General features: G+C 59.2%; 19 protein-coding genes and 1 riboswitch. Of the genes, 11 read left to right on the top strand and 8 right to left on the bottom strand.

What is annotated here, in order from left to right; genetic code table 11:
- Positions 1-156: 156 nt before the first annotated feature.
- From K3169_RS20280 to K3169_RS20295, 4 genes are all read right to left on the bottom strand, one after another.
- A complete protein-coding gene (locus K3169_RS20280) occupies positions 157-957 on the bottom strand; it encodes an IS3 family transposase (protein ID WP_231678248.1) in 801 nt (266 codons plus the stop codon).
- A gap of 38 nt (positions 958-995) precedes the next feature.
- A complete protein-coding gene (locus tag K3169_RS20285) occupies positions 996-1,304 on the bottom strand; it encodes a transposase (protein WP_027902288.1) in 309 nt (102 codons plus the stop codon).
- Positions 1,305-1,444: 140 nt separating this feature from the next.
- Positions 1,445-2,164 (bottom strand): phosphatidylcholine synthase, encoded by a 720-nt coding sequence (gene pcsA, locus K3169_RS20290; RefSeq protein ID WP_027898053.1) that lies wholly within the window; start codon positions 2,162-2,164, stop codon positions 1,445-1,447.
- A gap of 211 nt (positions 2,165-2,375) precedes the next feature.
- Positions 2,376-2,571, top strand: a riboswitch (cobalamin riboswitch).
- Entirely contained in the window at positions 2,536-2,775 is a 240-nt protein-coding gene (locus K3169_RS20295; RefSeq protein ID WP_263267701.1) for a hypothetical protein, read from the bottom strand. (Overlaps the previous riboswitch by 36 nt.)
- Here K3169_RS20295 and K3169_RS20300 point away from each other — a divergent pair.
- The 3 genes from K3169_RS20300 to K3169_RS20310 are packed head-to-tail and all read left to right on the top strand — an operon-like array spanning position 2,774 to position 5,648.
- Positions 2,774-3,814, top strand: coding sequence for an ABC transporter substrate-binding protein (locus tag K3169_RS20300; protein ID WP_231676767.1), 1,041 nt, complete (start codon positions 2,774-2,776; stop codon positions 3,812-3,814). The genes K3169_RS20295 and K3169_RS20300 overlap by 2 nt on opposite strands.
- Positions 3,811-4,854, top strand: a complete 1,044-nt coding sequence (locus K3169_RS20305) for a FecCD family ABC transporter permease (protein WP_049826706.1) — start codon at positions 3,811-3,813, stop codon at positions 4,852-4,854. Before K3169_RS20300 ends, K3169_RS20305 begins: the two co-directional genes overlap by 4 nt.
- Positions 4,851-5,648 (top strand): ABC transporter ATP-binding protein, encoded by a 798-nt coding sequence (locus tag K3169_RS20310; protein WP_263267704.1) that lies wholly within the window; start codon positions 4,851-4,853, stop codon positions 5,646-5,648. Before K3169_RS20305 ends, K3169_RS20310 begins: the two co-directional genes overlap by 4 nt.
- A gap of 327 nt (positions 5,649-5,975) precedes the next feature.
- Here K3169_RS20310 and K3169_RS20315 read toward each other — a convergent pair.
- The 3 genes from K3169_RS20315 to K3169_RS20325 form a co-directional block, all read right to left on the bottom strand.
- Positions 5,976-7,123, bottom strand: a protein-coding gene (locus tag K3169_RS20315) for an IS3 family transposase (RefSeq protein WP_263267706.1) whose coding sequence is annotated in 2 segments (ribosomal slippage) — positions 5,976-6,868 and positions 6,868-7,123 — 1,149 coding nt in all. Because the reading frame shifts where the segments join, the coding sequence is not laid out codon by codon here.
- Positions 7,124-7,905: 782 nt separating this feature from the next.
- Positions 7,906-8,406, bottom strand: a complete 501-nt coding sequence (locus tag K3169_RS20320; RefSeq protein WP_231676765.1) for a GNAT family N-acetyltransferase — start codon at positions 8,404-8,406, stop codon at positions 7,906-7,908.
- A gap of 41 nt (positions 8,407-8,447) precedes the next feature.
- Positions 8,448-9,332, bottom strand: coding sequence for a LysR family transcriptional regulator (locus K3169_RS20325; RefSeq protein ID WP_263267708.1), 885 nt, complete (start codon positions 9,330-9,332; stop codon positions 8,448-8,450).
- 232 nt (positions 9,333-9,564) lie between these two features.
- Here K3169_RS20325 and K3169_RS20330 point away from each other — a divergent pair, with 232 nt between their 5' ends.
- A complete protein-coding gene (locus tag K3169_RS20330; RefSeq protein ID WP_263267709.1) occupies positions 9,565-10,035 on the top strand; it encodes a multidrug/biocide efflux PACE transporter in 471 nt (156 codons plus the stop codon).
- On the opposite strand, the gene K3169_RS20335 is transcribed toward K3169_RS20330, so the two are convergent.
- Positions 9,971-10,906, bottom strand: coding sequence for a LysR substrate-binding domain-containing protein (locus K3169_RS20335; protein WP_263267711.1), 936 nt, complete (start codon positions 10,904-10,906; stop codon positions 9,971-9,973). The two genes, K3169_RS20330 and K3169_RS20335, sit on opposite strands and share 65 nt — an antisense overlap.
- 178 nt (positions 10,907-11,084) lie before the next feature.
- Here K3169_RS20335 and K3169_RS20340 point away from each other — a divergent pair, with 178 nt between their 5' ends.
- The 7 genes from K3169_RS20340 (at position 11,085) to K3169_RS20370 (ending at position 19,315) form a co-directional block, all read left to right on the top strand.
- Positions 11,085-12,605, top strand: coding sequence for an ABC transporter substrate-binding protein (locus K3169_RS20340; protein ID WP_263267713.1), 1,521 nt, complete (start codon positions 11,085-11,087; stop codon positions 12,603-12,605).
- Positions 12,606-12,691: 86 nt separating this feature from the next.
- Positions 12,692-13,609: an ABC transporter permease gene (locus tag K3169_RS20345; protein ID WP_027902510.1), complete on the top strand. Its 918-nt coding sequence runs from the start codon at positions 12,692-12,694 to the stop codon at positions 13,607-13,609.
- A gap of 209 nt (positions 13,610-13,818) precedes the next feature.
- Entirely contained in the window at positions 13,819-14,724 is a 906-nt protein-coding gene (locus tag K3169_RS20350; protein WP_099267225.1) for an ABC transporter permease, read from the top strand.
- A gap of 16 nt (positions 14,725-14,740) precedes the next feature.
- Positions 14,741-15,757 (top strand): ABC transporter ATP-binding protein, encoded by a 1,017-nt coding sequence (locus tag K3169_RS20355; protein WP_263267716.1) that lies wholly within the window; start codon positions 14,741-14,743, stop codon positions 15,755-15,757.
- Positions 15,754-16,743 (top strand): ABC transporter ATP-binding protein, encoded by a 990-nt coding sequence (locus K3169_RS20360; protein ID WP_099267227.1) that lies wholly within the window; start codon positions 15,754-15,756, stop codon positions 16,741-16,743. Before K3169_RS20355 ends, K3169_RS20360 begins: the two co-directional genes overlap by 4 nt.
- Positions 16,740-18,164, top strand: a complete 1,425-nt coding sequence (locus tag K3169_RS20365; RefSeq protein WP_122395956.1) for a M20 family metallopeptidase — start codon at positions 16,740-16,742, stop codon at positions 18,162-18,164. The genes K3169_RS20360 and K3169_RS20365 overlap by 4 nt, the downstream gene beginning before the upstream one ends.
- Positions 18,161-19,315, top strand: a complete 1,155-nt coding sequence (locus K3169_RS20370) for a M20 family metallopeptidase (RefSeq protein ID WP_122395957.1) — start codon at positions 18,161-18,163, stop codon at positions 19,313-19,315. The genes K3169_RS20365 and K3169_RS20370 overlap by 4 nt, the downstream gene beginning before the upstream one ends.
- Positions 19,316-19,328: the final 13 nt, after the last annotated feature.

Here is a 19,328-nt window from a genome sequence, read left to right on the forward strand (position 1 = left end):
TGAACCAAGGTTACGCCCGGAGCCGTTTACGCAAAAATCACTGCTCTTGATAGTCGGTATTGGTGGGGGGGAATCGTTGGAAATCCAGTGCCTGCTAAACCGCTATCGCGAGCAAGCTTGTTCTGGTCAAGTTTTTCCGGACACCGATTACGGTGATCAAGCCGCCTGCTGCTCCATAGCTATTGGCGACAAGTAGTTGTTGTAGCTGTGGAGTCTGATTCTGTTGTAGCGCATGAAGAAGCTGGTCATATCCTGCCTGGCTTCTTCAACTGTCGTGTAGCCCTTGGCGGGCACCCACTCTGATTTGAGCGTTCCGAAGAAACGCTCTGTTGGTGCGTTGTCCCAGCACTGCCCCCTGCGGCTCATGCTTTGCGTTATCCCATGCTCCAGTAGCTCGGACTGAAAGCGCTGGCTGGTGTATTGGCAGCCTTGATCTGAATGGAACATCAAGCCTGCATGTTTGCCTCGAACCTCCACCGCCATTCTCAGCGCCTTGCTAACCAGGTTGGCGTCATTGATCAGAGAAAACCCCCAGCCCACGACTCTGCGGGCGAACAGGTCAATAACTACTGCCAAGTGATACCAGCGCTTCCCAACCATCAGGCTGGTGACGTCGCCGCACCAGACCTGATTGATTGCGGTTGGCTCGAAGTTACGTTCGAGCAGGTTCTTGGCCACAAATGCTTCGACGCCTCTGGAGCGGTACTGATGGCGGCGGCGCTGCCTGCTGGCCAGATTTGCCTCCGCCATCAGCTTTCCAGCCAAATACCTTCCGACCTGGATATGCTGGGCCTTCAAGTGCTGAGAGATCATCCGCGCGCCTGCACTTCCCCGGCTTTCAACATGCAATTGCACGACTTTCGCTCTGAGCGCGTCACGGTTGGCTATCGGCGCTGAACGTCGCTTAATCCAGTCATAGAACGCGCTGCGGGAAACGCCCATCACACTGCAAAGCAAGCTGGTCGGATATGAACTCGACTCCCTCAGCTCCTCGATCAGGAAAAACGATCGGGATCCGACATCAAGAGAGCCGTAGCCTTTTTTAATATTTCAGCTTCAGTTTCCAAGCGCTTGACCTTGGCTCGCAGCTGTTGAAGCTCTCGCTGTTCGTCGCTGATTGCCTTGGTACCTGCTACTGGCTGCCCTTTCTGACGCTCTTTACGAACCTGATCAACCCAGCGGCGCAGAGCCGTACGGCCAACCTCCATCGATGCACAGACATCGGGAACTGAGCAGTTGTCATCAAGAACCATGCTCGCAGCACGTTGCTTGAACTCGCGGGTGTAGGTCTTTCGCTCTTGCATGGAACCTCCTGATTGGGCGAATCATATCGCCCTTAAGAGGTGTCCGGGATCATTAAGCCAGTTCAGCTCGGCTCCTACAGGTTTAGCGCGATCCTGTAGGAGCCGAGCTTGCTCGCGATGAAGACTGTGTGGCTAGCCCGTCAAGCCCGCCACTTACCCCAATATTCCAGCGACGTACGCCACAGGCAGATGCCGATAAAGTAAGCCGACATCGTGAACCATATGCCCATGACCACTGGCCCGTTATGCGGGTGGTTGATGATCAGCAACGCACTGGTGATCAACCAGATCGTAGTGACCAGGATGTTCAGCGGCATGAAACGACGCACTCTGAATGGGTGTAGAAACTTCATTCTGGTCACGGTCAGCAATGCCAGACCGATAATCGTCAGGAAGGTCACCCAAGGTGTCGGCTGAATGATGTACAGACACAGCGCCACCACGTTCCAGGCCGCAGGGAAGCCTTGGAAGTAATTGTCCTTGCTCTTCATTTCCAGATTGCAGAAACAGAACAGCGACGAGACCAGAATGATCGCCGTGCTCAGTAACAGCGTATAAGGCGGCAACGGAATGTAGCTATAAATGAACAACGCAGGAATAAACACATACGTCAGGTAGTCAATGACCAGGTCCAGTACCGAACCGTCAAAGCCCGGCAACACGGATTGCACGTTGAATTTGCGTGCGAGCGAGCCATCGACGCCGTCTACCGCCAGTGCCAGGCCTAGCCACAACAGGCAGGCTTTGGCCTGATCATCGAACAGGGCAATGGTCGCCAGGAATGCGATGACCACGCCGGTGGCGGTAAAACCGTGGGCACCCCAGGCTTTAAGCCAGGCCACTCGTTGAGTCGATATCACAGGAAAATGTCTCCAAAAGGTGAAGCGGACCAGTGTAAACCTGGTTGGACGGACTATCGACCGGCTATCGGTCGATAAGGTTCACCGCCGGACGGTGTTAACACCCGGCCATTAAAGGCTTGCATCATGCGCCGAGCAAGCGAAACGTACGATAAAAAACTGTCTGCCAACGGCTGATACAGGAAAAATCCCCACTCTTTTAAGCATATCCATTACCATGCCGCCCGTCGGTTTCCAAACGGGATTAATAGGGAATCCGTGATGACCTCAAGGTCGTCAACCGGAACTGCCCCCGCAACTGTAGGCGCTGAGCCCTGCTCCATCGATGCCACTGGGTCACTCCGGGAAGGCCCGAGCACGGCGATGATGCGTCAGTCAGGAGACCTGCCGACATCAGGAAGCTGCATCGCCGTTGCGGGACAACCCGTCAAGCGGTCGCGCTTTCTGGCAACTGACCCACCGGCGGGGTGTCCGGGGAGTACATCCGTCAGCACGGCGAAATAGCCGTGACTGATTGACCCTGCCGGACCTATGCCAGCAGCAAGTCGTGATGTGTATCCAGCCAGAACACCATCGTGCGGATAACCGTTCGAATGGAGATCGTTTTTCATGTCTTTGCCTCGTTTTGCTGTGCTGCTTGCCGGTCTGGGTTTTTCTGCGCTGACGCTGGCGGCCAACCCTGCCCCACAAATCTCCGCCACACAGACAACCTACCCGTTGACCCTCGATAACTGCGGCGTGCCGCTGACCTTCGCCAAAGCACCCGGCAAAGCGGTGACCATTGGCCAGTCGGCCACTGAAATCCTTTACTCCCTCGGGCTGGGCGACAAAGTGGTCGGTACGTCACTGTGGTTCAACAACGTGCTGCCCCGGTTCAAGGACCTCAACGACAAAATCCCGCGTCTGGCCGATAACGATCCCAGCTTCGAAGCGGTGATCAACAAGCGTCCGGAACTGGTCGCAGTACAATTCGAATGGATGGTGGGTCCCCAAGGCGTGGTCGGCACCCGACAGCAATTCAACGAAATGAAAATCCCCACCTACCTCATGCCGTCGGACTGCGAAGGCAAGGACAATCTGGTGGGGGCGGACGGCACGCGCCTGCGTCCGTTCTCGATTGACAGCCTGTACAAGACCGTCACGCAACTGGCACAAATCTTCGATGTCCAGGCTCGCGGTGCCGAGTTGAACGCCGACCTGCAGGCGCGCCTTGCCAAGGCTCAGGCCAGCGTCAAAGGCAAACACCTGAAAGACGCCTCGGCAGTGTTCTGGTTTTCCAGCGCCGACCTGAATGTTGACCCTTATGTCGCCGGACGCAAGGGCATTCCGGCGTTCATGATGGACACCCTGGGCATCCGCAACATCGTGCAGTCCGATGAGGAATGGCCGACGGTCGGCTGGGAAACCATCGCCAAGGCCAACCCGACCATTCTGGTACTGGCACGCATGGACCGCCGCCGCTTTCCGGCCGATGACTTCCAGAAAAAACTGGAATTCCTCAAGACCGATCCAGTCACCAAAAACATGGACGCGGTGAAGCACAACCGGATCGTGATTCTCGACGCACAAGCCATGGAAGCGACGATTCGCACGTTCGACGGCATCGATGAACTGGCGGACGCCATCGACAAATTCGATCTGCACCCATGACAGCTCAGTTCGCCGGTCGCTTGTTGCGCAAGATTTGCCTGCACGGGGCCTGGGTGCTGGCCGTTTTGCTGGTGGCGATCGTCGCGGGCATTGCGATTGGTGAGACGCCAATCAGCCTGTCACTGGTGTTTCAGGTGCTGGCCAACAAATTGTGGGGGGCTGGTTTCGTGCTGGACCCTATCGATGAAGGCATCGTCTGGAATTACCGACTGACCCGTGCCCTGGTTGCCGCAGCATGCGGCGCAGGGCTGGCTATCTCAGGTGTGGTCCTGCAATCACTGCTGCGCAACCCACTGGCCGATCCTTACTTGCTGGGCATCTCCGCCGGGGCCTCGACCGGCGCGGTGCTGGTGGCGATCATCGGCGTTGGCGCAGGTGCCATCTCTTTGTCAGCCGGAGCCTTTGCCGGGGCCATGGCGGCGTTTGTACTGGTCGCCCTGCTCGCTCGCAGTACTGGCGCGGTCAGTGGCAGCGGGCAGATCATTCTCGCGGGCATCGCCGGTTCGCAACTGTTCAACGCCCTGACCTCCTTCCTGATCACCAAGTCGGCCAACTCCGAACAGGCACGCGGCATCATGTTCTGGCTATTGGGCAACCTCAGCGGCGTGCGTTGGCAATCGGTCACGCTGGCCGTGCCCGTGGTGTTGATCGGTCTGGCGGTCTGCCTCTGGCATCGGCGTTCGCTGGATGCGTTCATGTTCGGCAGCGATTCTGCCGCCGCCCTGGGTATTCCGGTAAGGCGGGTTCAAGTGATCTTGATCGCGACGGTTGCGCTGGTCACGGCGGTGATGGTCTCGCTGGTGGGCTCCATTGGTTTTGTCGGCCTGGTCGTGCCCCATGCGGCACGCTTGCTGGTCGGGGTACGCCACGGTCGTTTGATTCCGGTCAGCGCCCTGGCCGGCGCGGTGTTTCTGATCACCGCCGATGTGCTGTCCCGCACGGCGATCAAGGGCCAGGTATTGCCCGTCGGGGTGATTACTGCGCTGATCGGCGCACCGGTGTTCGCCGTGATTCTGATAAAGGCCAAGGGGGGTCGATGAGCATTCTGAAACAGCCAACGACCGACATCGACCGCGACGTGTTGTCGTGCTCCGGTCTGAACTGGTCGATCAAGGGCGTGCCCATTGTTCGAGACGTCGCGTTGCAGTTACGGCGCGGTGAAACCCTGGGGTTGATCGGCCCCAACGGCTCCGGAAAATCCAGCCTGCTGAAGTTGCTGTCCGGCATCCGCACTCCGGCCAGCGGTGAGATTCACCTCAACGGCGTTGCCCTGGCCGAAATGAAACGCCGCGATGTCGCGCAGATGATTGCGGTCGTGGAGCAGCAAGCGGAAACCTCGGACGCGATTACGGTGCTGGACGCTGTGGAACTGGGCCGCACGCCATGGCTTTCCGCCCTGGAACCCTGGTCAGCCGCAGACGATGGGATTGTTCGACAGGCTTTGCACGATGTCGACATGGCCGACAAAACCAGGCGCGCCTGGCACAGTCTGTCAGGGGGCGAACGACAACGCGTCCACATCGCCCGCGCCCTGGCTCAACGACCGCAGATCCTGTTACTGGATGAACCCACCAACCACCTGGATATCCAGCATCAGTTGAGCATTCTGGGTCTGGTCAGGTCGCTGTCAGTCACCACCCTGATCGCCCTCCACGACCTGAATCAGGCACTGGCCTGCGACCGGCTGGCCGTGATGGACAACGGCGCACTGATCGCCATTGGTGAGCCGTCCGAGGTGCTGACCTGCGAATTGCTGCGTGAGACGTTTGGTGTAGAGGCGCACTACCTGACAGATCCGTACGACGGCACGCGGATATTGCGGTTTCGGTCATAAACTGAAGGTGTAAAAGCATCTCAAGAGGGTCACGGTCCTGTAGGAACCGAGCTTGCTCGCGATAAGCCCGGCACGTAGGCAGGTATATCGCGTTATCGTTCTTCGCGGGCAAGCCCGGCTCCCACAGGGTTGTGGCCATTCTGGGAGTCACTTACGCCACACCTCTATGTGGATGTGGGAGCAGAGCTTGCCCGCGATAAGCCGGACACGTAGGCAGGTATACCGCGTTATCGTTCTTCGCGGGGAAGCCAGGCTCCCACAGGGTTATGGCCATTCTGGGAATCACTGCAGTGGTCAACTTTTTCCGGACACCTCAATCGGTGATTGTCAGGCTGCTTGCCGCTCATATTGATTGGGCGGCACATAGCCCAGTTTCGAGTGCAATCGCCCCTCGTTGTAGAACCGCACGATGTAGTCCGTGATGTCCTTTATCGCTTCGGCGTGGTTGGCGTAATCCTTCCTCCAGGTACGCTCCATTTTCAGGTTCAAAAAGAAGCGCTCCATAACCGCGTTGTCCCAGCAGTTACCCTTGCGGCTCATACTGCAACGCATTCCATTGCGGGTCAGCAGCGCCTGATAAGCCGCTCCTGCGTACTGACTGCCTCGATCCGAGTGGACGATCAAACCTGGCTCAGGTTGGCGTTGAGCGATAGCCAATTGCATGGCGCTGATTACCAGCTCGGCTCGCATATGAGGGGCCATGGCCCAGCCCACGATCTTGCGCGAGAAAAGGTCCATGACCACTGCCAGGTACACCCAGCCGCCGCGTGTGCGGATATAAGTAATGTCTGCAACCCAGGATTGATTGATCGCCGCAGGGTTGAACTGGCGATTTAGAAGGTTTTCAGCCACCGGCAAGTTGTGATTGCTGTTGGTTGTGTGAACAAACTTACGCTTCCAGACCGGGCGCAGACCTTGTTGTTTCATAAGGCTGCGCACCTTGAAGCGACCAATCGACAGGCCTTCTTTACGCAATGCGCTCACCACACGACGACTACCATAGCAACGCTCCGACGCTTCAAAGGCTGCCTTGATCCTGGCCGCTGCCGGACAGGCGGGCTTGGGTTTCAAACGACGCTGTTGGGCCTCATAAAGACCGGAGCGACTGATCCGCAGTACCCGACAGAGACGAGCCACCGGGTAGGCCTTACGTTGTAATTGGTGAACCAGTTGATGGATCACTTCAATTCGCGGGCAAAGAAGGCCGTAGCTTTTTTTAGGATGTCATTATCCATTTTCAGCTCACGAATCTGCTGCTCCAGTTGGCGAATACGCTGTTGCTCGCTGGTCAACGGGTTGCCAATTCCCGGGCCACCTAACAGCTCGGCCTTGTATTGCTCAACCCAGCGACGCACTGCCGTATCGCTCAGGTTCATATCAAGGCAGACAGAGTTCACACTCTGGCCTTGATCGACGATGAGCTTGCAAACATCAAGCTTGAAAGCGGCATCGAATTTTCTGTATTTCTTGGTCATGGTGACTCCTCAATGGATATAGTTTCCCCTATTGAGGTGTCCGGGGTCATTAGACCAGCGCACACTTACGCCACGCCTCTGTCTGGATGTGGGAGCAGGGCTTGCCCGCGATAAGCCCGGCACGTAGGCAGGTATATCGCGTTACCGTTCTTCGCGGGCAAGCCCGGCTCCCACAGGGTTGTGGCCATTCTGGGAATCACTTACGCCACACCTCTATGTGGATGTGGGAGCAGGGCTTGCCCGCGATAAGCCGGACACGTAGGCAGGTATATCGCGTTACCGTTCTTCGCGGGCAAGCCCGGCTCCCACAGGGTTGTGGCCATTCTGGGAATCACTTACGCCACGCCTCTGTCTGGATGTGGGAGCAGGGCTTGCCCGCGATAAGCCCGGCACGTAGGCAGGTATATCGCGTTATCGTTCTTCGCGGGCAAGCCCGGCTCCCACAGGGTTGTGGCCATTCTGGGAATCACTTACGCCACACCTCTATGTGGATGTGGGAGCAGGGCTTGCCCGCGATAAGCCGGACACGTAGGCAGGTATATCGCGTTATCGTTCTTCGCGGGCAAGCCCGGCTCTTATCAAACAAACTACAACCATCTGGTTTGGAATGCTTTTCTGTAGGAGTGAGCTTGCTCACGATGGCGTCAGGACAGGCCATATCTTCATCGAATGACAGACCGAATCGCGAGCAAGCTCACGCCGACAAGGTCCGTGTTTGCTACGCGACAGCGCGTTGCCAGGAACAGGGCGGCTCCTACAGCGGAAACGCGCAAGCCTCAAACCTAAACCAACCCGCACTCCATATGCGTCGTCTGCCAAACCGGATCGCTTTCCACGTCCACGACCCGGAAACCCTGTCGCTCCCAGAAGCCAATCGCCCCCGGTAAAAACGGATGGGTGTGCAGGTAAAGCACATCCACACCCTGTTCAACGGCACGCGCCTTGAGGGCAAGGAAGATCGTGGTCGCCAGCCCTGAACGACGGAACTCCGGGATCACAAACAACCGGACGATTTCCACCACCTTGCGCTGCCCGTAATCCAACTGCGGGAATCGACCGTCGTACGGCAAGTAACCAATTGCCGCAACAATTTCCCCGCGGCTCCGGGCGATCAGAAACCGGCCACCGCCCTCCTCGCTGTAAACCTGAGCAAACTGCGCCAGATCTGCGGGCATGCCTGCCAGGTCGAGCTTCGGGAAGATTTCCGCACGGGCTTGCAGGACAAAATCCACGACGGCGGGGATGTCTTGAGGTTCTACAGAAACAATTTCTACGGCAGCCATATTCAGCGTTCGATCTGCGAATGGAGCGTCATCCTAGCTGATCACTCGCCGCGATGCCGGGTGAACGTTTCCAGTAACCAGGCGCCCGCTGGCCCGAGGCTGCGTTGTCGTGACCAGATGATGTCCACCGCAGAACTGCGTGGCCAACCCGGTACGTCGAGTTCCTTGAGCTTGCCGCTGGCATAGCCCGACACCAGCCAGCGGGGCAGCGCCGCCCAACCGAAGCCGAATGCAGCCATGTCCATCAGCAACAAATAGTTGGGTGCCGACCAAGGACGATGGCCGCTGATGGGCAAATCATCAGTGGGGACGCTTTGGTCCACCAACGTATTCAAGCGCAACGCCCGGTACTGGGCCAGATGCTGATAGTCGACCTGCGCCTGCTGAGCCAAGGGATGCTTGTGCGCCACGAACAAGCCGAAGTCGGCACGCTCGGCAATCGTCGCGTAACCGACTTCAGGCGGGTAGCTGGCCTGTGCCGACAGCAGTCCAAGGGACGCGCGCCCTGATTGAATCAGGCTAATGGCGTCACCGTGCTCGGCGAAGACGCACTCCAGTTCCAGCTCGGGGAAGCGCTGGTCGAGCTCAGCCATGCGGATTTCGAAATCGGCAAACTGATTGGCGTCGGACAGCACCAGCGTCAGCCGCGGCTCCATGCCATCGGCCAGACGTCCGGCAGCGCGGCGCAGTTTGTCGGAAGCGGCCAACACATCTTCGATGCGCCCGAGCATGGCCCTGCCCGCTTCGGTCAAGACTGGATGCTTCGAAGAGCGATCAAACAGCTCGAGACCCAAGTCGATTTCCAGACGGGCGATGGCCTCGCTGATGGTTGACTGACTCTTGCCCAAACGCCGCGCCGATGCGCTGAAAGAACCCAATGCGACCGTCTGGGCAAACGCTTCCAGGGCTTCCGGGGAATAACTCATGCGAACCTCGTATCGGTTTTACCGATGGAAACGATTTTCACTTTAACGCACGGGCCGATGACAATGCACGTTATCGGAAGCAAACACCCATCCCCTGTGGGAGCAGAGCTTGCTCGCGATGAGCCCACCGCAGATCTCAGGCCTATCGCGTCCAGCCTTATCGCGAGCAAGCTCTGCTCCCACAGGGAATGCATTTCAAGTCGAAAACTGTCAGCTACCCAAAGGCCAACCTATGCCAACCAAATCCATCAAGGAACGCGCCTTCCACGCGCTTCTTTTCGAAATCATCGGCGTCCTGCTGTTTGCGCCCCTGCTCGCCTGGGCCATGGGTCACTCGCTGGCGAAAATGGGCGCGATGACCGTCATGATCTCCACCGTGGCCATGCTCTGGAACATGCTGTTCAATGCCATGTTCGATAGGCTGCGCCGCAAATGGGGCTTCAAACTGTCATTCGGTACGCGCATGTTGCATGCGTTGGGTTTCGAGAGCGGCCTGATTCTGGTGATCGTGCCGCTGGCGGCGTGGTGGCTGTCGATCAGCCTGCTGGAAGCATTCCTGCTGGATATCGGCCTGTTGTTGCTGTTTTTGCCTTACACCCTGATCTTCAACTGGGCATACGATGCGCTTCGGGAACGTGTCATCCAGCGCCGCCAGTCTGATCGCCAGCGGTTTTCGCCAACTCGGCGATCAGAAAATCCCTGAAGGCAGACACGGCAGCCGGCAGGTTACGACCGGCCATGCTTTGCATCTCGATTCGCCGTGCCTGCATGCCTTCGTCGAGAATCGGCAGGCATCGCAACTCTTTGCCCACCACCTGCTTGTGCAGGGTCATCTCACTGGAAAGGCTGATACCGCCCTCCTCACGCACAAAGCTGTACAGCGCGCCGATGTAATTGCTGGTCAGCACCGGCTCGAACATCAGGCCCTGCACCCCGCAGCAGATATCGAACAGTTGTCGCAGGGTCGTGTCAGGTCTGGGCAGTGCAATCGGGTAAGGCTGCAGTTCGGCAAGACTGACAGCGTCGCGTTCGGCCAGGGGATGGGAGTTGGCAACTACCGCAAAAATCGCCCCGCTCATCACGTGCTCGACGCAGATTTCCTTTTGCGGCGTCAGGCTGAACGTCAGCGCCAGATCAGCCTCGCCGGAACGCACTTTCTCTGTGGCTTCAGCCGGTGCGCACACCTCCAGCGTGAAGTGAATGCCCTGATACTCGCGCCGAAATGCAGCGATGCTATGGGGCATGTAATCCAGCGCAAAGCCTTCCGAACAGGCGATGTGTACGTGCCCGCGTTGCAGGCCGTGCAGTTCGGTAATCTCCAACACCACCTGCTCGGCTTCCAGTTGCGATTTGCGCGCATACGCCGCGAGTCGCGTGCCTGCCTCACTTAGCACCATGCCTCGGGCGCGGCGCTCGAACAGCGTGGCGTCCAGGGCGAGTTCAAGCTTGGTGATCTGCCGACTCACCGCAGAGGCTGCGACGTTCAGGCGCATGGACGCTTCGCTGATGGAACCGCAACGCGACACTTCAAGGAAATAGCGCAGGGCTGTGGATTGCACGCCATACAACTGCATCAGTACCTCCATGTATTGCCTTTTCGGCAAAGCAAGTATCGAAAGATTGTGCTTGTGGCATTGGTAAACCATCGCCTACATTCGTGTCCACACCAAAAAGAACATTGCCTGATTTCCTTTCCGCATTTGCGAACAGCTGCCCTTTGATTCAACCACTCTCGCCAACGGAGACGACGGCATGGGCATCAAAGGTTTCGCTTTCAGTATTGCGCTGCTGGGCTTCATCAGCAGCTTCCCGGCCCACGCCGGTAAAGCCAACGACACACTGGTTTACGCTTCCGACAGCGAAGCTGAAAACATCAGCCCTTATCACAACGACCTGCGCGAAGGCGTGATTCTCGGCCGACTGATCTGGGACAACCTGGTGTACCGCGATCCCAAAAGCGGCGAATACAAACCCATGCTGGCCACCAGCTGGAAACAGGTCGATGACACCACCATCGATTTCGAACTGCGCAAAGGCGTCAAATTTCACAACGGTGACGCGTTCACCGCCGACGACGTGGTGTTCACCCTCAACTACGTCGTGTCGCCCGAAGCCAAAGTCGTTACTGTGCAAAACGTCGACTGGATCAAGAGCGCCGAAAAAACCGGTGATTACAGCGTCCGTCTTCACCTGAAAAAACCTTTCCCGCCCGCCCTCGAATACCTGTCCAACGCCGTCCCGATGTTTCCGAAAAACTATTTCGAGAAAGTCGGCATGGCTGAATTCAGCCGTAAACCGATTGGCACCGGTCCTTATAAAGCCGTATCCGTGGTGGCCGGTGAAGGTGTAACCATGGACATCAACAAGGACTACTTCAAAGACAGCCCGCAGGGCCTGCCGCACATCGGCCACATCAAGTTCCGCGTCATCCCGGACGCCGAGACTCGTCTGGCGGAGCTGATGACCGGCGGTGTCGACTGGGTGTGGCGCGTGGCACCGGATCAGTCGGAGAACCTCAAAGGCATGCCGAACCTGACCGTGACCAGCGGCGAGACCATGCGTATCGGTTTCCTGATTCTCGATGCTCGCGGCACTTCCAGCGAAAACTCGCCGATGAAGAACCTCAAGGTGCGTCAGGCGATCAACCACGCCATCAACCGTGACGGGCTGGCTTCGCAACTGGTGGGCGGTGAAGCCAAACCGTTGCAGGTGGCGTGCTACCCAGGGCAATTCGGCTGCGATACCACGGCGGCGACGGTCTACAACTATGACCCGGCCAAAGCCAAGGCGCTGCTTGCTGAAGCCGGTTACCCGAACGGTTTCGAGACAGAGATCTTCGCCTACCGCGACCGTGATTACGTCGAAGCCATCATCGGTAACCTGCGCGCTGTGGGCATCAACGCCAAGCTGCGCTACCTGAAGTACGCCGCTCTGCGCGATCAGCAACGTGGTGGCAAAGTCCCGATGTCGTTCCAGGCCTGGGGCTCGTTCTCGATCCTCGACACCTCGGCCTCGGCCGGTACCTGGTTCAAAGGCAACCCGGACGACAATATCAAGGACCCGCAAGTCCAGGGCTGGCTGCAAACCGCCGACAACGCCCTCGACCCGCAAGTGCGCAAGGACAACTACCGCAAGGCGTTGCAGCGCATCAGCGAGCAGGCCTACTGGGCGCCGCTGTTCAACTACTCGATGAACTACGCCTACACCTCGGAACTTGAGTTCACGCCGTACCCGGACGAGTTGCCGCGCTTCGTGCTGTCCAGCTGGAAATAACCCGCAACCATCGTTGCCGTGGCGCTACGTGATCGCGCCACGGCATACCTCCACTTTTTCAGCCAATGGATACGAGGAAACTTGCCATGCTTGGGTTCCTTCTGCGTCGTCTGGGCATCGCCGTGTGCGTTGCGATTACCGTGTCGATCATCAGTTTTTCTCTTCTGCACCTGTCCGGTGACCTGGCCACTGCCATTGGCGGGCCGGAAGCCAGCAGCGAACAAATCGAGCAGATCCGCGTGCAGTACGGTTTGGACAAGCCTTTGCCAACCCAGTACTTCAACTGGCTGGGCGACTTGCTGCGGCTTGATCTGGGCGATTCTTTTTTCTTTCAGGAATCTGTCTATAACCTGATCGCCAGCCGTTTGCCGATCACCTTGAGTCTGGGTGCCATGGCGCTGGGCATTGCGTTGGTGGTGGCCATTCCGCTGGGTGTTCTGGCTGCGGTCAAACGTGACACCTGGATTGACCGTCTGGCGTTGAGCATCGCCGTACTCGGTCAGGCCATGCCGAGTTTCTGGTTTGCGCTGATGCTGATCGTGGTGTTCGCCGTCACCCTGAAATGGCTACCGGTGTCAGGCAACTCGACGTTCCTGCACTTCGTGATGCCGGCCATTGCGCTGGGTTACTACGCAACGCCGGCCATCATGCGCCTGACCCGGGCGGGCATGCTGGATGTGCTCAATTCCGACTACATCCGCACCGCCCGCGCCAAAGGCTTGCGCCCGGCACGGGTGCTATTCAAGCACGCGTTGCGCAATGCGCTGATTCCGGTGGTGGCGCTGGCCGCTGTGGAGTTCGGCTTCATGCTCGGCGGCTCGGTGGTGATCGAAACCGTGTTCTCCCTGCAAGGCGTCGGGCAACTCGCCTGGGACGCCATCGCCCGCGACGACTTCCCCGTGGTGCAAGCCGTGGTCCTGCTGATCGCAGTGATCTACATCATCCTCACCTTGCTGGCCGACGTGCTCAACGCACTGCTCGACCCGCGCATTCGTGTGCGCTAAGGAGGCTTTGCCATGTTCTTGACGACACGCCATTCAAATCCTGACGACCCAATGCCCATGTCGAACACAAAACCTGTGGGAGCGGTGCTTGCCCGCGATAAGGCTGGACGCGATAGGCCTGATATCTACGGTGCTCTTATCGCGGGCAAGCACCGCTCCCACAGGGGATCTCCATTCCTGCCGAATTCCCGCGCTGCCCGGAGGCTCCCATGAGCACACCCGCCGCCCCTCTCGCCATCAACGACTACCTGCCGCCCCCCAGCAGTCTCAGCCGGGTACTGGGCAAAAGCTTTCGCCATCGCGGTTTTGCGATTGGCATGGTGTTACTGATGATCATCTTCATCGGTGCACTGTTCGCGCCGTGGCTGGCGCCTTACGACCCTTACGTCCAGGACGTGATGCTGCGCATGAAACCGCCAGTCTGGATGGCCAACGGCACGTGGGAATACCCGCTGGGTACCGACAAGCTGGGCCGTGATTATCTGTCGCGGCTGCTCTACGGCGCGCGTATCTCGCTGTTCATCGGCGTCGCCGCAGCACTGATCTCCGGTTTCATCGGCACGGTCATGGGTCTGCTCGCCGGTTACTACGGCGGCAAGGTCGATGCCTTCATCAGCTACCTGATTACTACGCGCCTGGCGATGCCGGTGGTGATGGTTGCACTGGCTTCGGCTTCACTGATGGGCGGGTCATTGAAAGTCGTGATCGTGCTGCTGGGTTGCCTTTTGTGGGATCGCTTTGCGGTGGTGGTCCGGGCGTCGGTGCAGCAGATTCGCGATGCTGAATACGTTGCGTCGGCCCAGGCACTGGGCTGCTCGACCCTGCGCATTCTGGCCAGTGAAATCCTCCCCAATCTGGTCGGCGCGCTGATCGTGGTCGCCACCCTGGAAATGGCCCACGCGATCCTTCTGGAGTCAGCGCTGTCGTTCCTCGGTGTCGGCGTGCAACCGCCCACCCCGTCGTGGGGGCTGATGATCGCCGAAGGCAAACCCTACATGTTCTTTTCCCCGTGGGTCATCGCCATTCCCGGCGTCGCCCTGATGATTCTGGTGCTGGGCATCAACCTGGTCGGCGACGGTCTGCGCGACCTTATCCTGCCCGACGGCCGCAACTGATAGAGGAGCCACGAACATGGCACTACTCCACGTTGAAAACCTGCGCGTCGACATCCCCATGGGCAACAGCCCGACGCCGGATGACATGCTGCACGCCGTGCGCGGCCTGGACTTTGAAGTCGAGCGCGGCGAGATGCTGTGCATCGTCGGCGAGTCCGGTTGTGGCAAATCCCTGACGTCGCTGGCGCTGATGGACCTGCTGCCACGCAAGGCCAAACGCACCGCAACCCGCCTGACCCTGGACGGCATCGACATGCTCACCCAGAGCGAGCGGCGCATGTGCGACCTGCGCGGCAACCGGCTGGCGATGATCTTTCAGGAGCCCATGACCTCGCTGAACCCGGCCTACAGCATTGGCGATCAGCTCAGTGAAGTACTGACCCAGCACCGCAAGGTGTCACGCAAAGACGCTCTGGCCCGCGCCGCGCAAATGCTGGAAAAAGTCGGCATCAGCAACGCCACCGAACGGCTCGGTCAGTACCCGCACCAGCTTTCCGGTGGTTTGCGCCAGCGGGTGATCATCGCCATGGCCTTGATGTGCGAACCGGACCTGATCATCGCCGACGAACCGACGACGGCGCTGGACGTGACGATTCAGGCGCAAATCCTGCGGCTGATCCGCGACATTCAGAAAGAATTCGGTCTGGCGGTGATTTTCATCACCCATGACCTCGGTCTGGTGGCGCGGATCGCCGACCGTGTTGCGGTGATGTACGCCGGGGAAATCGTCGAAACCGCTCCTGCCCTGCAACTCTTCGAAAACCCGCAACACCCTTACACCAAGGGCTTGCTGGCGAGTATCCCGATCCCCGGCAAGACCAAACCGGGTGAAGCATTGGGTTCGATCCCAGGCTTGGTGCCCAGTCTGGTCGGTGAACAACAAGGCTGCGCGTTCCGTAACCGTTGCGGTCAGGCCATTGATGCCTGCGCGCAGAACATTCCCGAAATAATGCGAGATGGCCACATGGCTCGCTGTCTGTTTGCAGCGCCGGGTCCGGAGCCGATTCGGCAGATGGAGAGTGAACGGTCATGAAAAAGGACATCGCTCTTGAGCTGTGCGACATCCGTCGCGAGTTCCGCATGAACAAAGGCTTCTTCAAAGCCCCCGCCACCCTCAAGGCTGTCGACGGCGTATCGCTGCGGCTTATGCGCGGTGAAACCCTCGGGCTGGTGGGCGAATCCGGGTGCGGTAAAAGCACCCTGGCGAAGATGCTACTCGGCCTGCTGCCGCCCACCAGTGGTGATGTACTGGTCAATGGCAAACATCTGGCCGCCACCGATCGCAAGGAAATGTCCCGGCACATCCAGCCAATTTTCCAGGACCCGTATTCGTCGCTGAACCCGCGCAAAACACTGCGGGAAATCGTCACCCTGCCGCTGATCGTTCACGGCATCGGCACCACTGCCGAGCGCCGCAAAAAAACTGAAGAGATGCTCGACGTAGTGGGCCTGCCCAAGCGCGTCATCGACAGCTACCCGAGCCAGCTGTCCGGTGGCCAACGTCAGCGGGTGGCGATTGCCCGGGCCTTGATCATGCGTCCGGACGTGCTGATCTGCGACGAACCCACTTCCGCGCTGGACGTTTCAGTGCAGGCGCAGATCCTCAACCTGCTGCAGGATCTCAAGCGCGAATTCGGCCTGACCTACCTGCTGATCAGCCACAACCTGGCGGTCATCGAACATCTGGCTGATCGCGTGGCGGTGATGTATCTGGGGCGTATCGTCGAAGAACGCACCCGTGAGTCCTTGTTCGCTGAACCCGGCCACCCTTACACCCGTGCTCTGCTGGATTCGGTGCTCACGCCCGATGCGCGTTTGGGCATACCCGACATCGGCCTGCACGGTACTTTCCCCAACCCAATGTCGCCGCCGTCCGGTTGCGCGTTTCACCCGCGCTGCCCCAGCTGTTTCGCACCCTGCAAGACGGCCTACCCGGCCAATGATTCGATCATCGGCGGCAAAGTGCGCTGCCACCTCCACGACAGTCCTGCCCAAACTTTGGAGCTCGTCCACTCATGAGTCGTTCACAGGCCATCAGCTACACCACCGAGCAGTTCGACAACGGCGCATTCCTGTCCCTGCTCGAACGCAGCGTCGCTCTGCACACTGAAAGCCAGATCCCGGATCAGTTGCCGGAGCTCTATCGCTACCTCAAGGAGTTCATCACGCCCCACGTCGAAGCGCTGGGCTTCAGTGTGCAGATCTACGACAACCCGCTGCCCAAGCGCGGCCCACTGCTGATCGCCACTCGCATTGAAGACCCGGCATTGCCGACGGTGCTCAGCTATGGCCACGGCGATGTAGTCAACGGCTATGACGCACAGTGGCGTGAAGGCCTGTCGCCGTGGGAGGTCAAGGTCGATGGCGAGCGGTGGTACGGTCGCGGCACCGCGGACAACAAGGGTCAGCACTTGATCAACCTGACGGCACTGGAGCAGACACTCAAGGCTCGCGACGGCAAGCTGGGTTTCAACGTCAAACTGCTGCTGGAAATGGGCGAAGAGGACGGCTCGCCGGGATTGCGCGCGTTCTGCGAAGCGCATCCTGAAGAACTCAAGGCTGACGTGTTCATCGCCTCCGACGGCCCGCGTCTGGCGGCTTCGCGCCCGACGATCTTTCTCGGTTCCAGGGGCGTGTTCAACTTCGAACTGAGCGTCAACCTTCGTGAAGGCGCACACCATTCCGGCAACTGGGGCGGCCTGCTGTCCAACCCCGGCATCATCCTGGCCAACGCCATTGCCAGCATGGTCGATCAACAGGGCCGGGTGAAAATCCCTGCGTTGATGCCCAAGGAAGTGCCCGAAGCCGTGCGCCTGGCGCTGGCGGATATTGAAGTCGGTGGCGGTCCCGGCGACCCGGAAATCGACCCGAACTGGGGCAACCCAGAGTTGACCCTGAGCGAGAAAGTCTTCGGCTGGAACACCCTCGACGTCATCGCCTTCAAGACTGGCAACCCCGATGCGCCGGTGCATGCGATCCCCGGTAAAGCTAACGCCCACTGCCACATCCGTTTTGTGGTGGACAGCGACTACAGCACCTTCATCCCCGCGGTGCGCGCTCACCTGGATGCCCACGGCTTCACTCAGGTGGAAGTCAAACAAGGCCGCATCGACATGATGAACGCCACCCGTCTTGACCCGCAAAGCCCGTGGGTTGGCTGGGCGCTGAACTCCCTGGCTGAAACCACCGGCAAAAAACCGGCCCTGCTGCCTAACCTTGGCGGCTCGCTGCCCAATGACGTGTTCGCTGACGTGCTCGGCTTGCCAACGCTCTGGGTGCCGCATTCGTACCCCGCCTGCTCGCAACATGCGCCCAATGAACATTTGCTCGCCCCCGTGGTGAAAGAGAGCCTGCAAATCATGGCCGGGCTTTTCTGGGATCTCGGCAACGACGCTTCGAGATTGACGCAGGAGCATCAACAGCGGGAGCAAGCCAAATGAGCGACGCTCGACAACAGGCGCTGGACTGGCTCGCGGGCCAGGGCGAGGCGATGGAGTCATTGCTGCAACGCATCGTCGACACAGATTCCAACAGCTATGACAAGGCGGGTGTCGATGCCGTGGGCGCACTGCTCGCGGCCGAACTGGAAGCAGACGGCATCCTGCTCGAACGCATGCCGGTGGAGGGATTTGGCGATGTGATGCTCGCCGAAGTCTCCGGCGCAGCGGGCAAGCCGGTCTTGCTGCTGGGCCATCGCGACACGGTCTTTCCCAAAGGCACCACCGCAACCCGGGGTTACAGCCGGGACGCCACCCTTGCTTACGGGCCGGGCGTGGCGGACATGAAAGGCGGTCTGGTCCTCAACTGCTTTGCCCTCAAAGCGCTGAAACGTGCCGGTCAACTGCCCTACCCGGTTCAGGTGCTGTACACCGGTGACGAAGAGATCGGCTCCGGCAGTGCTCGCGGCCATATCGAAACCGCCGCGCGTGCGGCTCGCGCTGTGCTCAACACTGAACCCGGCAGAGCCAGCGGCAACGTCGTCAGCGCTCGTAAAGGCGGCGCTACGTTGATCATCGAAGTCAGCGGCCGCGCGGCGCATTCGGGGGTCAACCATGCCGACGGCGCCAGCGCCATCGAGGCCCTTGCGCGCAAGATCGTCAAGCTGCATGCACTGACCGATTACCCGGCGGGCATCACCACCAACGTCGGTCTGATGTCCGGCGGCACGTCGAGCAACACTGTCGCGCCCAGTGCCACGGCGAAGCTGGATGTACGCTTTATCGAACTCAAACATTGGGATCAGATATTCACGGCGATTCAGAAGATCGTCGGCGAAGAAGAATTGCCCGGTACCACTACCGTCCTGAAAGAAGCCACAACATTCCTGCCCATGGAAGCGCAGCACAGCACCCGCTTGCTGGCGCTGTATCAGCAGCAGGCGCAGACGTTAGGTTTCAGTGTCGAAGGCGAATTCACCGGTGGTTGTGCCGATTCAGGTTTTACCGCCAGCCTCGGTATTCCCACGCTGTGCGGCCTCGGCCCGGTGGGCGGCAAGGTGCATACCGATCGCGAATACCTGGAACTGGACACCCTGGTGCCCCGCGCACAGGCATTGGTGGCGACCATTCTGGCCGTGGGTGAAGCCTACTGAGGTAATTGGTCTC

It is taken from the genome of Pseudomonas phytophila, from assembly GCF_025643095.1.
GTDB lineage: Bacteria > Pseudomonadota > Gammaproteobacteria > Pseudomonadales > Pseudomonadaceae > Aquipseudomonas > Aquipseudomonas quasicaspiana.

Bases quoted from the DNA above. Each gene is read 5' to 3' on its own strand.
- K3169_RS20285 (WP_027902288.1), bottom strand. From the start codon at position 1,304: ATGCAAGAGCGAAAGACCTACACCCGCGAGTTCAAGCAACGTGCTGCG.
- K3169_RS20300 (WP_231676767.1), top strand. From the start codon at position 2,774: ATGTCTTTGCCTCGTTTTGCTGTGCTGCTTGCCGGTCTGGGTTTTTCT.
- K3169_RS20295 (WP_263267701.1), bottom strand. From the start codon at position 2,775: ATGAAAAACGATCTCCATTCGAACGGTTATCCGCACGATGGTGTTCTG.
- K3169_RS20305 (WP_049826706.1), top strand. From the start codon at position 3,811: ATGACAGCTCAGTTCGCCGGTCGCTTGTTGCGCAAGATTTGCCTGCAC.
- K3169_RS20310 (WP_263267704.1), top strand. From the start codon at position 4,851: ATGAGCATTCTGAAACAGCCAACGACCGACATCGACCGCGACGTGTTG.
- K3169_RS20320 (WP_231676765.1), bottom strand. From the start codon at position 8,406: ATGGCTGCCGTAGAAATTGTTTCTGTAGAACCTCAAGACATCCCCGCC.
- K3169_RS20325 (WP_263267708.1), bottom strand. From the start codon at position 9,332: ATGAGTTATTCCCCGGAAGCCCTGGAAGCGTTTGCCCAGACGGTCGCA.
- K3169_RS20330 (WP_263267709.1), top strand. From the start codon at position 9,565: ATGCCAACCAAATCCATCAAGGAACGCGCCTTCCACGCGCTTCTTTTC.
- K3169_RS20335 (WP_263267711.1), bottom strand. From the start codon at position 10,906: ATGCAGTTGTATGGCGTGCAATCCACAGCCCTGCGCTATTTCCTTGAA.
- K3169_RS20340 (WP_263267713.1), top strand. From the start codon at position 11,085: ATGGGCATCAAAGGTTTCGCTTTCAGTATTGCGCTGCTGGGCTTCATC.
- K3169_RS20345 (WP_027902510.1), top strand. From the start codon at position 12,692: ATGCTTGGGTTCCTTCTGCGTCGTCTGGGCATCGCCGTGTGCGTTGCG.
- K3169_RS20350 (WP_099267225.1), top strand. From the start codon at position 13,819: ATGAGCACACCCGCCGCCCCTCTCGCCATCAACGACTACCTGCCGCCC.
- K3169_RS20355 (WP_263267716.1), top strand. From the start codon at position 14,741: ATGGCACTACTCCACGTTGAAAACCTGCGCGTCGACATCCCCATGGGC.
- K3169_RS20360 (WP_099267227.1), top strand. From the start codon at position 15,754: ATGAAAAAGGACATCGCTCTTGAGCTGTGCGACATCCGTCGCGAGTTC.
- K3169_RS20365 (WP_122395956.1), top strand. From the start codon at position 16,740: ATGAGTCGTTCACAGGCCATCAGCTACACCACCGAGCAGTTCGACAAC.
- K3169_RS20370 (WP_122395957.1), top strand. From the start codon at position 18,161: ATGAGCGACGCTCGACAACAGGCGCTGGACTGGCTCGCGGGCCAGGGC.